Raw genomic sequence first — 13,821 nt, 5'->3', positions numbered from 1 at the left:
GGTCGGCCCCCGCCCGCGGCCCGTCGTGGGCCGCCCTGAGAGCGCTCATTCAAGCAGACGAACCCGGCGTCCGAGACCCGAACGGATCACTCCTCAGGGGACTCGTCCCGACCCAGATCGTCCGACGGCGACAGCGCCGTGACGAGAACGAGCGTGACCGCCGCAGCCAGAGGTTGCGCGAGCAGAGCCAGCCACGTCGAGACACCGGGGGCGAGTGCGACGACATCGCCGCGAAGGGCGCCGTCGGCACTCGGATACCGCACCGCGCCCACGGCGAGGCCGGCACCGATCGCCGCGGCCGACGCCAGCGCCGACGCCACCACGATGTCGAGGACCAGACGCGGTCCTCGCTCGGCCACGCGAGCCCAGACGGCGACCGTGGTCAGCACCCCGGCCGCGGCGGTCACGCAGAGGAACAGAGCCAGTGCGTCGAAGCGATGATCGCTCTCGCCGGTCAACACGATCGCGCGGCCGTCACCGACGGCGGCGACGTGCTCCACGGGCGCGAGCAGAGCCCACAGGATCCCGAGGACGGCACCGACCACCGCGGTCGCGAGCACGATCCGGATCGAACGCCGGGTGAACGCGCCGCGCGACGGCCGACCCGCATCGCCGATCCCGGGTGCGGTCGAGGCGAACCCCGTCGTGTCGACATCACTCACGTCGGCCAGCCTAGGCTGTCGCTGCGTGGCCGACGGGCCCGCGACACGAGTCGGGAGAGGTGCGGAATGCAGTTGCGCAGAGACGACGTCGTCGACGGCGCACTGACCATTCTCGACGACTACGGTCTCGCCGACCTCACGATGCGCCGACTGGCAGGCTCGCTCGGTGTGGCGCCCGGCGCGCTGTACTGGCACGTCGCGAACAAGCAGGCGCTGCTCGGCGCGGTGTCCGATCGCATCCTGAGCCGCCTCGACGCCGTACCCGCTGCCGTCACCTCCGATGTGCTGGACGCCGTGCGCGGCCGCGCTCACGGACTTCGAGACGCTCTCCTGGCTCACCGGGACGGCGCCGAGGTGGTCGCCTCCAGCCTGGCCGCCCGCACGGTGACGCACCCCGTGCGGACCACGGTCGTCGACGATCTCCGCGCCACCGGGCTGACCCCGGAGGACGCCGGACACGCCGCGGACGCCCTGCTCTACTACGTGCTGGGTGCGACGAGCGACGAACAGTCCCGGCTGCAGATGGAGTCCGCGGGTGCGCTGGCCGCGGATCGACACCTCGACGACGGTGACCTCGATCGAGATGCCACCGCTCGGTTCGATTTCGGCCTCGAACTCTTCGTCGACGGCGTTCGGAGCCGCGTCCGTACGCTGAACGAGTGACCTCCTCGACCTCTCCCGTCACCGTCCTCGGAGCCGGTATCGCCGGTGCCGCGTGCGTTCGCGTGCTCCGCGACGCCGGTGTCCCGTTCGTGCTGCGTGACCGGGGCCGCGCCGTCGGCGGTCGGATGTCGTCCCCCGAGTTGCACGGACGCCGAGTCGATGTGGGCGCCGGCTACTTCACCGTCCGCGACGACGGGTTCCGGGACGTCGTGTCCGACTGGGCCTCTCGCGGTCTCGTGCACGAGTGGACAGACACCTTCACGGTGGTGCGGGCCGGGGCGGAGCCGGAACAGAAATCGGGATCCACGCGGTGGGGAACGCCGGCGGGCCTGCGATCTCTGGTCAAGGACCTGCTGTCCGGCATCCCTGTCGACGCCACCGAGGCTCGGGCGTTGCCCGACGGACACGTGGTCCTGGCCATGCCCGACCCGCAGGCCTCCCGCCTGGTGACCGTGCCCGACGCCGTCGACTACGACCCCGTCGTCGCGGTGGTCCTCGGGCTCACCGACGACGACGCCGCCGGACTCCCCTTCCCCGACGCCGCCTTCGTGTCCGACGACGCGGACGTCGAGTTCCTCGCGCGCGACGGCGCACGCCGGGGCGACGGAGCCGCGGTCCTGGTCGCCCACACGTCCGCGCAGCGCGCCCGGCGACACCTCGACGATCCCGCCGGTGCGATCCCCGCCGTCGTCGACGCCGTCGCCGCGCTCACGGGCATCGGCACTCCGATCTGGACGCACGCCCACCGCTGGACCTTCGCCAAGCCCGCCTCCCAGCACGACGCAAGCCACGACATCGTCTCGCACGGAGACCGTCTGGTCGGCTTCGCCGGGGATCAGTGGTGCCCGGAGGGCTCGCCCCGCGTCGAGAGCGCCTGGCGATCGGGCACCGACCTCGGGCACGCGCTGATCGCACGACTGGGCTGAGCCCGGGCGGCCGACGCTCCGGCCTGCGACGGACCTCGCCGACAGGTGTCCTTCGCCGCTGCCGGGATAGGGTTCCGAGCATGTCCGTCGACCATGCACACGAACCATCGATCCAGGTATGGCCCGGCAGCGCGTATCCCCTGGGCGCCACCTACGACGGCGCCGGAACCAATTTCGCGCTCTTCTCCGAGGTCGCCGAGGCCGTCGATCTCTGCCTCATCGACGCCGACGGTCACGAGACCCGCGTCCGCCTCGAAGAGGTCGACGGGTACGTCTGGCACGCCTACATCCCCCAGGTCCAGCCCGGCCAGCGGTACGGCTACCGCGTGCACGGCCCGTGGAATCCCGGAGCGGGACAGCGGTGCGACGCGAGCAAGCTGCTGCTCGACCCCTACGGCAAGGCGTTCGTCGGATCGTTCGACGGTGACCGCTCGCTCTTCAGTTACGACATCGACATCCCCGAACGTCCCGTGCCCGCAGCGCAGGAGAACGACGACGCCGTGCATCCCGGCGAGGCGCACGTCGCCGGCCCCGCGGGATCGGCCACCGCATCGCGCACCGTCGACGCGACCCGCGCCAACGTCGCGACTGCCAGAACCGTTGCACCCGAGCCTGATCCAGAGCCCGAGCCCGAGTCCGAGAACCACTTCCCCCAGCACGACTCGCTGGGGCACACGATGACGACGGTCGTCGTCAACCCGTTCTTCGACTGGCAGAACGACCGCTCGCCGCGTCGCCCCTACAACGAGACCGTCATCTACGAGGCCCACGTCAAGGGCATGACGATGACCCACCCGGACATCCCGGAGGATCTGCGCGGTACGTACGCCGGTCTCGGCCATCCGGCCGTGATCAGCCACCTGGAGAAGCTCGGCGTCACCGCCATCGAACTGATGCCGGTGCATCAGTTCATGCAGGATCAGACACTGGTGGACAGGGGACTTCGCAACTACTGGGGCTACAACTCGTTCGGTTTCATGGCCCCGCACAACGAGTACGCGTCCTCCCCCATGGCCGGTTCGGCCGTGTCGGAGTTCAAGACGATGGTGCGCTCGTTCCACGAAGCCGGCATCGAGGTGATCCTCGACGTGGTCTACAACCACACCGCCGAGGGCAACCACATGGGTCCGACCATCGCGTTCCGCGGCATCGACAACGCCGCGTACTACCGGTTGGTCGACGACGACCCGTATTTCTACATGGACTACACGGGCACGGGTAACAGCCTGAACGTCCGTCACCCGCACACCCTGCAGCTGATCATGGACTCCTTGCGCTACTGGGTCACCGAGATGCACGTCGACGGCTTCCGCTTCGACCTCGCATCGACCCTGGCCCGCGAACTGCACGACGTGGACAAGCTGAGCGCGTTCTTCGACCTGGTCCAGCAGGACCCGGTGGTGAGCCAGGTCAAGCTGATCGCCGAGCCGTGGGACGTCGGTGAGGGCGGCTACCAGGTCGGCAACTTCCCCGGTCTCTGGACCGAGTGGAACGGCATGTACCGCGACACCGTCCGCGACTACTGGCGCGGTGAGCCGGCGACACTCGGCGAGTTCGCGTCGCGGCTCACCGGATCCTCCGACCTCTACGAGGCGACGGGTCGCCGCCCCGGTGCGAGCATCAACTTCGTCATCGCGCACGACGGCTTCACGATGCACGATCTGGTGTCCTACAACGACAAGCACAACGAGGCCAACGGCGAGGACAACAACGACGGCGAGAGCCACAACCGGTCCTGGAACTGCGGTGTCGAGGGGCCGACGGACGACCCCGAGGTGCTGTCGCTGCGCGCCCGTCAGATCCGCAACATGCTGGCGACGCTCATGCTGAGCCAGGGCACGCCGATGCTCGCGCACGGCGACGAGATGGGCAGGACCCAGCAGGGCAACAACAACGTCTACTGCCAGGACTCCGAACTGGCCTGGATGGACTGGTCGCTGGCGGAGACGAACGCCGATCTGGTCGAGTTCACGTCCCGCGTGATCGCACTCCGCAACGACCACCCGGTGTTCCGTCGACGACGCTTCTTCGAGGGCCGGCCGATCCGCAAGGCGGAGCAGACGCGCGACATCGCGTGGCTCACCCCGACCGGCGAGGAGATGACCGAGGAGGACTGGGACAGCGGCTTCGGCAAGTCGCTGGCGGTGTTCCTCAACGGCGAGAACATCCCCGAGCCCGACAACCGGGGCAACCGGGTCGTCGACGACACGTTCTACCTGTGCTTCAACGCCCATCACGAGCCGATCGACTTCACCACACTGGACGGCAAGTACGCCGACGAGTGGACCGTCGCGCTCGACACCGCCTCGGCCACCGGAGCCGACGATCGAGTCATCGTCGCCGGCACCGCTGTCGAGGTGCAAGCACGGTCACTGTTGGTGCTACGGAAAACGGGGTAAGGAAGCGACATGAGCCACGCGATCACCTCGACCTATCGATTCCAGCTACGGGGTGATCGCTTCACTCTCCGCGATGCCGCGTCGCTGGTTCCCTATCTCGCCGAACTCGGTGTCTCCCACGTCTATCTGTCGCCGATCCTGACGGCGGCCGAGGGCTCCACCCACGGGTACGACGTCACCGATCCGCGCACCGTCTCCGAGGCACTCGGTGGTCGAGCCGCTCTCGAGGACCTCGTCGCCGAGTGCCGGTCCCACGGCCTGGGCGTCGTGGTCGACATCGTGCCCAACCACCTCGGTGTGGCCACGGCGCGGGAGAACCCGTTCTGGTGGGACGTGCTGAGACACGGACGCGCATCGCAGTACGCCTCGTGGTTCGACATCGACTGGGCCGGTGCGGAGCGCATCGCGCTCCCCGTGCTGGGCGACGATGCCGACGTGAACGAACTCTCGGTCGACCGGTCGGGAGACGAGGCCACGCTGGCCTACTACGAGAACCGCTTCCCGGTGGACCCTGCGACCGACGACGGCGGGGACGACGCGAAAGCACTGCACGACAAGCAGTCCTACGAACTGGTCGGATGGCGCTCCGGGCGCATCGGGTACCGCCGGTTCTTCTCCGTCAGCGACCTGGCCGGTCTCCGTCAGGAGGACCCCGCGGTCTTCGACGCGACGCACGCCGAGGTCGGCAGCTGGTTCCGCGACGGTCTCGTCGACGGTGTGCGCGTCGACCATCCGGACGGGCTCACCGCACCGGCCGAGTATCTCGCTCGCTTGCGGGGCGTCGTCGGACCCGACTCGTGGCTCGTCGTCGAGAAGATCCTCACCGCCGAGGAGCCGCTCGACGTCACCCTTCCCGTCGACGGAACCACCGGGTACGACGCTCTCGCCGATCTCGGTGGGGTGTTCCTCGACCCGTCGGGCGAGGAGCCGCTGACGCGACTGTCGTCGGACGTCACCGGCCACGCGGGGGACGCACACTGGGTGCACGAGGCCGAGCGGACCATCAAGGCCGACACGGCGAGCACACAGCTCGCTCCCGAGGTGCGGCGCCTGGTAGCGGCGATCGCCCGCGACACCGGAACGTCGTTCGACGCCGACCTCGCCCGCCAGGCCGTGACCGAGATCGTCGCCCGCATGCCGGTGTACCGCTCCGACTACGCGCCGCTGGCCGGCATGCTGCCCCGCCTGCTCGGCGACGTCGCCGCGGATCGCCCCGAACTGGTTCCCGCCCTCGATGTCGTCGCGGCCGCCGTGGCCGCACGCGGCGAGGCGTCGGGACGTCTGCAGCAGGTCGCGGGCGCCGTGATGGCGAAGAGCGTCGAGGACTGCATGTTCTACCGCACGTCGCGGCTGGTCTCGCTCCAGGAGGTCGGCGGTGACCCGTCCCGCTTCGGTCGGTCGGTGCCGGAGTTCCACCTCCGCCTGTCCGAGCGGGCCCGGCTGTGGCCTGCCGCGATGACGACCCTCTCGACACACGACACCAAGCGCGGCGAGGACGTCCGGGCGCGCATCGGCGTGCTGTCCCAGGTGCCCGACCTGTGGCGCGCGTGCCTGAGCGACTGGGAGGAGCAGGCTCCGTCGCCCAACGGGTCCACCGGACTCTTCTTGTGGCAGAACATCGTCGGCACCTGGCCGACCGACGGCCTGGTCATGGACGAGTACCGCGAGCGACTGCACGCCTACGCCGAGAAGGCCATCCGCGAGGCGGGCTCGTACACCGGCTGGAACGACGTGGACGAGGACTTCGAGTCTGCCGTCCACACGTGGATCGACGGCATCGTCGACGGAGCGGTGGGTCCCTCGCTCACGACGTTCGTCCAGCAGATCGCTCCGCACGCGTGGAGCGATTCGCTCGGACAGAAGCTCCTCCACCTGGCGGGTCCCGGCATCCCGGACATCTACCAGGGCACGGAGCTGTGGGAGGACTCTCTCGTCGACCCCGACAACCGCCGGGACGTGGACTACGACGCCCGCAAGGCTCTGCTGGACATCGACGGGACGCCGGCGCTCGACGCGAGCGGCGCCGCCAAGTTCCACGTGACCCGGTGTGCCGCACGGCTGCGTCGCGACCGTCCGGACAGCTTCGTGGGCGGGTCCTACGTTCCGGTGTTCGCGACCGGCGCCGCCGCCGACCACGTCGTGGCGTTCGGTCGTGGACCTGCCGACGGTGATGCCGACGTCGTCGCCGTCGCCACGCGGTGGTCGATGCGCCTCGGCGAGGCAGGATGGGGTGACACCTCGCTGGCGTTGCCGGACGGTGAGTGGACCGACCTCGTGAATGGTGGGTCGTTCAGCGGAACGGTCACCGTGTCCTCACTGCTCTCCGCGCTCCCGGTCGCGCTCCTCGTCCGACGGTGACCTGAGCTCGAGGTGAACCGGTCACGCGCGCAGACCACCCCTCCTCGGGGCTGCGTGCGTGACCGGAAGTCGGGCCCGCTCAGGCCTTGCGGGGCGGGAGCGGAACGAAGTAGCTGGTGCGCTGCTGGTACTCGCGATATCCGGGCCGCTCCGCCATGTGCTGCTCGAGCAGCCGCGCACCCGTAGCGAACACGAGGAAGTACGTCATGGCGACCGGCGAGAGCACGGTCAGTACACCGGGCCAGTGCGCCGCGGAGACCAGGAATATGCCCCACCAGACACAGGCGTCACCGAAGTAGTTGGGGTGGCGCGTGTACCGCCACAAGCCCCGGTCCATGATGGTGCCCTTGCGGGACGCGTCCGCCTTGAAGGCGTCCATCTGACGATCCCCCACCGTCTCGAAGACGATGCCCAGGACCCACAGAGCGACGCCCACCGCAGTGACGACGCCGAACGATCCGTCGGACACGGCGGCGACCTGCACCGGCAGCGACACGAACCACAGCGCGACACCCTGCGTGAGATAGATCTTGCGGATCGCGTACACAGCGGGGCTGCCCGACGCGTTCGACAGCATCTTCTCGTACCGCGGGTCCTCGCCCTTGCCCCGCGAGCGGCGGAACATCGAGACCGCGAGACGGGTGCCCCAGGCTCCGACGAGCACCAGCATCAGCACTCGCCGCCACCCGTCGCCGGACCCGGCCAGTGCTGCGGCGATCGCCACCGCGACGAAGCCTGCTCCCCAGCTCACGTCGACCACGTTGTGCCGCCCGATGCGGAAGCCGACGACCGCGGTGACGGTGAGGACAACGACCACCGCCAGCAGGGAGACCGCCGACACGACAGCCAGATCGGACCAGGAGAAGTCCGTCATCCGTGTGTCCGGACCAGCGGCATCGAGGACACGCCGCGGTCGTCCGGGCGGACGGACAGGATCTGGTCGACACCCATCCGGCCGTCGCGGAACGCCATTCCGCCGCCCACGAGGTACAGGCGCCACACCCGCGCCACCTCGTCTCCGACGAGTGCGACCAGATCGTCCCAGCGGCTCTCGAAGGTCGCGTACCACGCGTCGACGGTGCGGACGTAATGCTCGCGCAGGGCGTGCACGTCGCGGACCTCGAGACCCGACTCCTCGATCATGGCGACCGTCGCACCCACGGGCCGCATGTACATGTCGGGGGCGATGAACGACTCGATGAAGGCACCGCCGCCCGGGTTGTCCCCCGCCTTGCGCGACATCTGCTGCACCAGCACCCGGCCGCCGGGCACCACGTTGTCGTGCAGCGCCTTCGCGTAGATCGGATAGTTCTTCTCGCCGACGTGCTCGCCCATCTCGATGGACGCGACGGCGTCGAAGGGGCCGTCGGGCACCTCGCGGTAGTCCTGGATGCGAATCTCCACCCGGTCCTGCAGGCCGCGGTCCGCGATGCGCTTGTCGATGAAGGCCTTCTGCTCGCGGGAGATGGTGACGCCGACGACATGCGCGTCGAAGTGTTCCGCCGCGTGCAGGCTCAGCGACCCCCATCCGCACCCGACGTCGAGGAACCGCATTCCGGGGCGGCCGAGGCCGATCTTGCGGCACACGAGGTCGAGCTTGTCGCGCTGCGCGTCCTCGAGGCCGTAGTCGGGCGAGTCCGACGTCCAGTAGCCGCTGGAGTACGCCATCTGCGGGTCGAGCACCATCTCGTAGAACTCGTTCGAGAGGTCGTAGTGGTGGCTGATCGCCGCGCGATCGCGCACCAGCGAGTGCAGTCGACCCTTGATGACCGCCTGGGAGGCGGGGGCGGGAAGAGGACGGGCCTGCTTCACCCCGACGACACCGAGCGACGCCGCGGTGCGGACGAGCTCGACGATCGCCTTCGGGCTGGGCCGCACGGCCGTCAGCCGACGGGTGCGCACCACGTCCCACACGTGCGTCAGCGCCTCGTCGAGGTCACCTTCCACGTCGAGTTCACCGGTGACGTACGCCTGAGCAGCACCCAGTTCCCCCGGGCTCCACAGCAACCGTCGCAGGACGTTCGGGCTGTACAGCGTCACCTTCGGCGCGTCGGTGGGGCCGGCGGTCGAGCCGTCCCACGCAGTCAGGTGCACCGGCAGCGCGCCGCCGACGAAGGGGGCGATCAGGTCTTCGAGCCGTGCGGCCACGGTGGGGGTGCCGGTCATCGGTCGCTCCTTCGTTCGAGCAGGATCTGCTGGACATCGATGTAGCCGGAGCCGAAACCGGCCTCGGAATAGCAGAGGTAGAAGTGCCACATGCGGGCGAACACGTCGTCGAAGCCCAGCATCCGGGCCTCCTCGGCGTGCGCGTGGAAGCGCTCGTCCCACAGGCGCAGGGTGCGGGCGTAGTGGTCGCCGATGGACAGACGCTCTCGCACGCGCAGCGTCGTCTCCTTCTCGGTGATGCTCTCGATCGCGCGGATCGACGGGAGGAACCCGCCGGGGAAGATGTACTTGTGTACCCACGTGTACGTGTTGCGCGTGGCCAGCATGCGCTCGTGCGGCATGGTGATGGCCTGGATCGCCACCTTGCCTCCGGGGGCGAGCAACGAGTCGATGGTGCGGAAGTACTCGCCCCAGTACTGGTGTCCCACGGCCTCGATCATCTCGACGGACACGATCGCGTCGTACTCGCCGTCGACCAGCCGGTAGTCGAGGAGATCGACCTGGACCCGGTCGGCGTGGCCGGCGGCGTCGATGCGCTTGCACGCGAGTTCCAGTTGCTCGGTGGACAGGGTCACCGACCGCACCGTGGCACCGCGTTCGGCGGCGCGGATGGCGAGTTCGCCCCAGCCCGTGCCGATCTCCAGAACGCGTGTTCCCGCGGTCACCCCCGCGCGATCGAGCAGTCGATCGATCTTGGACCGCTGCGCGGCGGCGATGTCGTCCCATCCGGGCTGCGGGATCAGCGACGGGAACAGCGCACTCGAGTAGGTCATGGTCTCGTCCAGGAACAGTTCGAACATCTCGTTCGACAGGTCGTAATGGCGCGAGATGTTCGAGCGCGTGTTGCTCGTGGTGTTGGTCTCGGAGACCGGCTGCTTGGGGATGTACAGGCCGCGCAGGCGTTGCAACCACTTCGGGATGAGGGTCGCCATGCGTTCGGCGAAGACACCGAGTGCCGCCGTGAGATCGGGCGCGTCCCAGTCGCCGGCCATGTAGGCCTCACCGAATCCGATGAGCCCACTCTCCCCCACGCGCGCCGCGAAGTCGCGTGGGCGGTGGATCGTCATCACCGGGGCGGTGGGATCGTTCGCGCCACCTCCGATGACGACGCCGTTCGGCATCTCGACCCGGATCGCGAGATGTTCTGCCGCCCTGCGGAAGAGAGCGTCGGCGACGGGCGCGGCGAGGCGCGCCTTGACGGTGACCGGCGCCGTCGCGATGGAGGGCCAACGTTCGGCGTCGACGGTCGATGCCACGGCGTACTGAGTCATCCTGGTGCCTTCTGATCGAGGGGGTACTGCCGGGCCGAGCGGAGTGGAGAGCGGACCGTGCCGGTCCACCACGGCGGGTACGTCGCCGCGCACCGGCGGACGCGGAACCGTGCGGAGTCCACGCGCCCACAACCCGATCCCCTGACGCCGGATGCGCGCGGTGACCACGTGCGGGGCGAGGGGGGCTCGTGCGAGAACGCCCAGGACGCGGCCCGTCGTCGCGGGGCGTCCGGTGCCGGACATGACCGCGACGAACGGGGGGTGCCCGTCCCGGAGCAGCGTGATCGACAGGGCGAGGGAGCCGTCGGGCTCCGGGAGGCGCATCGCGTACTCCCCGCTGACGTCGTTGAACGGCGAGACGTAGAACTCCTTGGGCGTGCGCGCCGCCCCGCGCGCGTCCGTGTCCAGCAGGTAGCGGTGACGTTCGCCGTAGGTGTTGTGCACCTCGGCGACCACGTGCTCGACGCGGCCGGCGACATCGTGCAGCCAGTAGACCGTCAGGGGGTTGAAGACGTACCCGAGAACACGAGCGTTGGTCAGCATCGTGATCCGCCCCGCGACGGGTACCCGGCCGTGTGCCCGGAGGAAGTCGTCGAGGTTGGCCCGCAGCGTCGCCGACGGATCGCCCACGTGGTCGGCGGCGTCGATCTTCGCGAACGGCGCGAGCGGGCCGGGCAGCGACGGGAGTGCGTCGATGTCGACGAACCACGAGTAGCTGCGATACGTGAACTCGTTCTCGATCGGCTCGCGCCGCACGTGCCTGATGGAGGTCTCGTAGATCATGGCGGTGCGAGTACCGGCAGCGGCGCGGGTGTCGACGGCGGTCATGCCCAGACCCCGCCCAGACGTTCCGCCGCGCGCAGGCCCGAGGCCGCACCGTCCTCGTGGAAGCCCCACCCGTGGTAGGCGCCCGCGAAAGCGACCAGGTCGGTGTCGAGCTCGCCGAGTCGCGCCTGCGCGGCGACCGACTCGGACGTGTAGAGGGGATGCTCGTACCGCATCGTCTCGAGCACGGCGGACGGGTCGAGTGCGGCACCCTCGGCCGTGGGATCGTCCTCGTCGCCCAACGTCACGAGGTACCGGGAGCCGGTGTCGGGCAGCCGCTGCAGCCGTGACATGTCATAGGTGACCACCACTCCGCCCGGCGCCGCATCGCACGCCGGCATGCGGTAGTTCCACGAGGCGCGGGCACGCCGCAGACGCGGGAGCACGCTCTCGTCGGTGTGGAGCCGAGCAACGTTGGGCGAGTACGGCATGGCACCGAGAACGAGGTGCTCCGTCGAGGTGGGCTCAGCGAGCATCTTCAGCGCCTGCTGGGGATGCGTCGCGACGACGACGGCATCGACCGTCTCCGTGTGCCCGGAGGCGTCCTCGATCTCGACCGACCGGTCGCCCCGACGGATGGCGGCCACCGGTGTACCCGAACGGATCTCGGCGATCGTCTCGGCGACACGCTCGACGTAGCGGGCGGATCCACCGGTCACGGTGCGCCAGGTCGGCGAACCGCCGACGCCGAGCATCCCGTGATGCTCGAGAAACGAGAAGAGGTACCGGGCCGGGTAGTCCAGGGCCCGTGACGGCTCGCACGACCACACGGCGGACACGAGGGGCGTCATGAAGTGCGATTCGAAGTACTGCGAGAACTCGTGCCGGGCAAGCACATCGGCGACCGTCGCATCGTCGTCGCCGGACGCGAGCAGCGCACGGGCGACACGGTGGAAGCGGGTGACCTCGAGCAGCATCCGCAGGTAGCGACCGCGGACCACGCTGCCGGGGCCGGGGATCAGCCCGGAGAGGCCCTGCCCACCCGAGTACTCGAGCCCGCATCCGTCGCAGCGGATCGACATGCTCATGTCCGATTCCTGTGTCGGAATGTCCAATTCGCGAAACAGTCGCTGCAGTGTCGGGTATGTCCGGTCGTTGTGGACGATGAAGCCCGTGTCCACGGGCAGATCACCCTGCGGGGTGGACACGACGTGGGTGTCCGCGTGACCGCCGAGACGGCCGTCGGCCTCGTACAGCGTGACGCGAGCAGTCTTCGACAGCACGTACGCTGCCGTGAGGCCGGCGACGCCGGCGCCGACCACGGCGATGCGCCGGTCGGTGTGAGCATCGTGAGCCATGTGTCTTCTCCCTACGTGATGCGATCGGCCGGCCGCTGTGCGTCGGACCGCTCGCAGTGTCACTCGGGTTTCGTAGACGACACCTCGCGCGATTGGTCGACGACGAACTCCCGTACCCGCCGCGACCATGTCCGCGGTGATCGAAGCATGAAGTGACCCGCTCCCGCCATCGGAACGAACGAGGCGTCGACACCGCGCGCGGCGGCGCGTTCGGTCGCGGCGCGGGACGCGACGGGGTCGGTCCACCGGTCGACGGTGCCGTGCAGGACCAACAGGCGCTGATCGGCGCGCAGGGTGTCGGTCTCCCTGCCATCGGGCCACCACGGCGCCAGGGCGACGAGAGCCACGACGTCGGGGTGCCCCGCGATCGCTGCTGCCGTGCGACCGCCCATGGAGTGACCGAGCACGGTGATGGGAGTCCCCGGTCCGTACGTGTCGCGGATCTGCTCGCACGCCCACCACGCGTCCGCGACGGGACTGCGGTCGGCGCCGTTCCAGCCGCGGTACCGGTACTGCAACTGGGTCACCGCGACCGATGGCCCCGTCGCGCGCCGGAGCATGCGCGTGAAGGGGACCATGCGCAGGGCCGACAGCTGCCACGGACGGGCACGGTCGTGACTGGTCACCTTGCCGCCGTGCAGAACCAGCACCGCGGAGTCGGCGGGCCCGGACCGGAGCCCGTGCAGAGTCGGGGCCGCGACGTCGTCAACACTCATGGTTCTTGATTCGGGGCGCTCCGGCCGCTGGATGCCTGGCAGTGGCGAACGTCGCGCCCTCACTGCCGGACGTCAGGGGGGGTGACACGACGACGGCCGGACACCTGATGGTGTCCGGCCGTTCGGTGGAGCTGCCGGGAATCGAACCCGGGTCCTGTGTCGGTTTGCCAGGGCTTCTCCGTGCGCAGTCTGCTAAGCCTCTACTCGGATCTCCAGATCTCGCAGACAAGCCTGGATGACGATCCCAGCCACTGTTTGATGTCCCACATCACTCCGTGACCGAGTGACCAGGTGAGCCCTCTAGCTGATGCCAGTACCCGACCCGAGGGCAAGATCGGACTGACAGACACGCAGTCGCTACTTAGGCAGCGAGTGCGTAGTCGCGCTGATTGGAATCGGCGCTTATATTTTTGCGATGACGCTTGCGGTGGTCTCTCGCCTGCACCGGCACGCTTCCCCTGACTAGACGCACACAGTCGAAACCGTTCAGCCCCTTTCCTCCGCTGTGGCGAAGTCTCGTTCCACCGGTCTTCCCGG

10 protein-coding genes, 1 other RNA gene and 1 pseudogene are annotated in these 13,821 nt (G+C 69.2%); 4 read left to right on the top strand and 8 right to left on the bottom strand.

All coding sequences use genetic code 11. The features are described from left to right. Positions 1-86 precede the first annotated feature (86 nt). Positions 87-662 (bottom strand): DUF2567 domain-containing protein, encoded by a 576-nt coding sequence (locus QRN16_RS18855; protein WP_222647060.1) that lies wholly within the window; start codon positions 660-662, stop codon positions 87-89. A 66-nt stretch (positions 663-728) separates the two neighbouring features. On the opposite strand from QRN16_RS18855, the gene QRN16_RS18850 reads away from it, so the two are divergent. From QRN16_RS18850 to treY, 4 genes are all read left to right on the top strand, one after another. Then, entirely contained in the window at positions 729-1,325 is a 597-nt protein-coding gene (locus QRN16_RS18850; RefSeq protein ID WP_285188904.1) for a TetR/AcrR family transcriptional regulator C-terminal domain-containing protein, read from the top strand. After that, positions 1,322-2,251: an NAD(P)/FAD-dependent oxidoreductase gene (locus QRN16_RS18845; protein ID WP_285188902.1), complete on the top strand. Its 930-nt coding sequence runs from the start codon at positions 1,322-1,324 to the stop codon at positions 2,249-2,251. The genes QRN16_RS18850 and QRN16_RS18845 overlap by 4 nt, the downstream gene beginning before the upstream one ends. Before the next feature lie 80 nt (positions 2,252-2,331). Beyond that, entirely contained in the window at positions 2,332-4,650 is a 2,319-nt protein-coding gene (gene glgX / locus QRN16_RS18840) for a glycogen debranching protein GlgX (RefSeq protein WP_285188901.1), read from the top strand. A gap of 9 nt (positions 4,651-4,659) precedes the next feature. Beyond that, complete coding sequence (gene treY, locus QRN16_RS18835) at positions 4,660-7,008, top strand: malto-oligosyltrehalose synthase (protein ID WP_285188899.1); 2,349 nt, start codon at positions 4,660-4,662, stop codon at positions 7,006-7,008. Between the two features lie 79 nt (positions 7,009-7,087). Here treY and QRN16_RS18830 read toward each other — a convergent pair whose 3' ends face one another. From QRN16_RS18830 to ssrA, 7 genes and pseudogenes are all read right to left on the bottom strand, one after another. Next, entirely contained in the window at positions 7,088-7,882 is a 795-nt protein-coding gene (locus QRN16_RS18830; protein WP_222638644.1) for a DUF1295 domain-containing protein, read from the bottom strand. Next, on the bottom strand, positions 7,879-9,174 hold the full coding sequence (locus tag QRN16_RS18825) for an SAM-dependent methyltransferase (RefSeq protein ID WP_285188895.1): 1,296 nt from the start codon (positions 9,172-9,174) through the stop codon (positions 7,879-7,881). The genes QRN16_RS18830 and QRN16_RS18825 overlap by 4 nt, the downstream gene beginning before the upstream one ends. Further along, on the bottom strand, positions 9,171-10,445 hold the full coding sequence (locus QRN16_RS18820; protein WP_285189058.1) for an SAM-dependent methyltransferase: 1,275 nt from the start codon (positions 10,443-10,445) through the stop codon (positions 9,171-9,173). Before QRN16_RS18820 ends, QRN16_RS18825 begins: the two co-directional genes overlap by 4 nt. Positions 10,446-10,601: 156 nt before the next feature. Continuing rightward, a pseudogene (locus QRN16_RS18815) lies at positions 10,602-11,228 on the bottom strand (DUF1365 domain-containing protein); the annotation flags it as partial. A gap of 41 nt (positions 11,229-11,269) precedes the next feature. Next, complete coding sequence (locus QRN16_RS18810) at positions 11,270-12,568, bottom strand: NAD(P)/FAD-dependent oxidoreductase (protein ID WP_027506808.1); 1,299 nt, start codon at positions 12,566-12,568, stop codon at positions 11,270-11,272. Between the two features lie 59 nt (positions 12,569-12,627). Continuing rightward, positions 12,628-13,284: an alpha/beta hydrolase gene (locus QRN16_RS18805; protein ID WP_222638647.1), complete on the bottom strand. Its 657-nt coding sequence runs from the start codon at positions 13,282-13,284 to the stop codon at positions 12,628-12,630. A 123-nt stretch (positions 13,285-13,407) separates the two neighbouring features. After that, positions 13,408-13,778: a transfer-messenger RNA gene (gene ssrA, locus QRN16_RS18800) on the bottom strand. Between the last annotated feature and the right edge of the window lie 43 nt (positions 13,779-13,821).

This window comes from Rhodococcus sp. MEB041 (assembly GCF_030208955.1).
Lineage (GTDB): Bacteria > Actinomycetota > Actinomycetes > Mycobacteriales > Mycobacteriaceae > Rhodococcoides.
The sequence above is the reverse complement of the archived record's forward strand: the minus strand, read 5'-3'. Positions and strand labels throughout refer to the sequence as shown.

Coding starts and splice junctions, on each gene's coding strand:
- QRN16_RS18850 (WP_285188904.1), top strand. CDS start 729: ATGCAGTTGCGCAGAGACGACGTCGTCGACGGCGCACTGACCATTCTC.
- treY (WP_285188899.1), top strand. CDS start 4,660: ATGAGCCACGCGATCACCTCGACCTATCGATTCCAGCTACGGGGTGAT.
- QRN16_RS18820 (WP_285189058.1), bottom strand. CDS start 10,445: ATGACTCAGTACGCCGTGGCATCGACCGTCGACGCCGAACGTTGGCCC.
- QRN16_RS18830 (WP_222638644.1), bottom strand. CDS start 7,882: ATGACGGACTTCTCCTGGTCCGATCTGGCTGTCGTGTCGGCGGTCTCC.
- QRN16_RS18810 (WP_027506808.1), bottom strand. CDS start 12,568: ATGGCTCACGATGCTCACACCGACCGGCGCATCGCCGTGGTCGGCGCC.
- glgX (WP_285188901.1), top strand. CDS start 2,332: ATGTCCGTCGACCATGCACACGAACCATCGATCCAGGTATGGCCCGGC.
- QRN16_RS18805 (WP_222638647.1), bottom strand. CDS start 13,284: ATGAGTGTTGACGACGTCGCGGCCCCGACTCTGCACGGGCTCCGGTCC.
- QRN16_RS18825 (WP_285188895.1), bottom strand. CDS start 9,174: ATGACCGGCACCCCCACCGTGGCCGCACGGCTCGAAGACCTGATCGCC.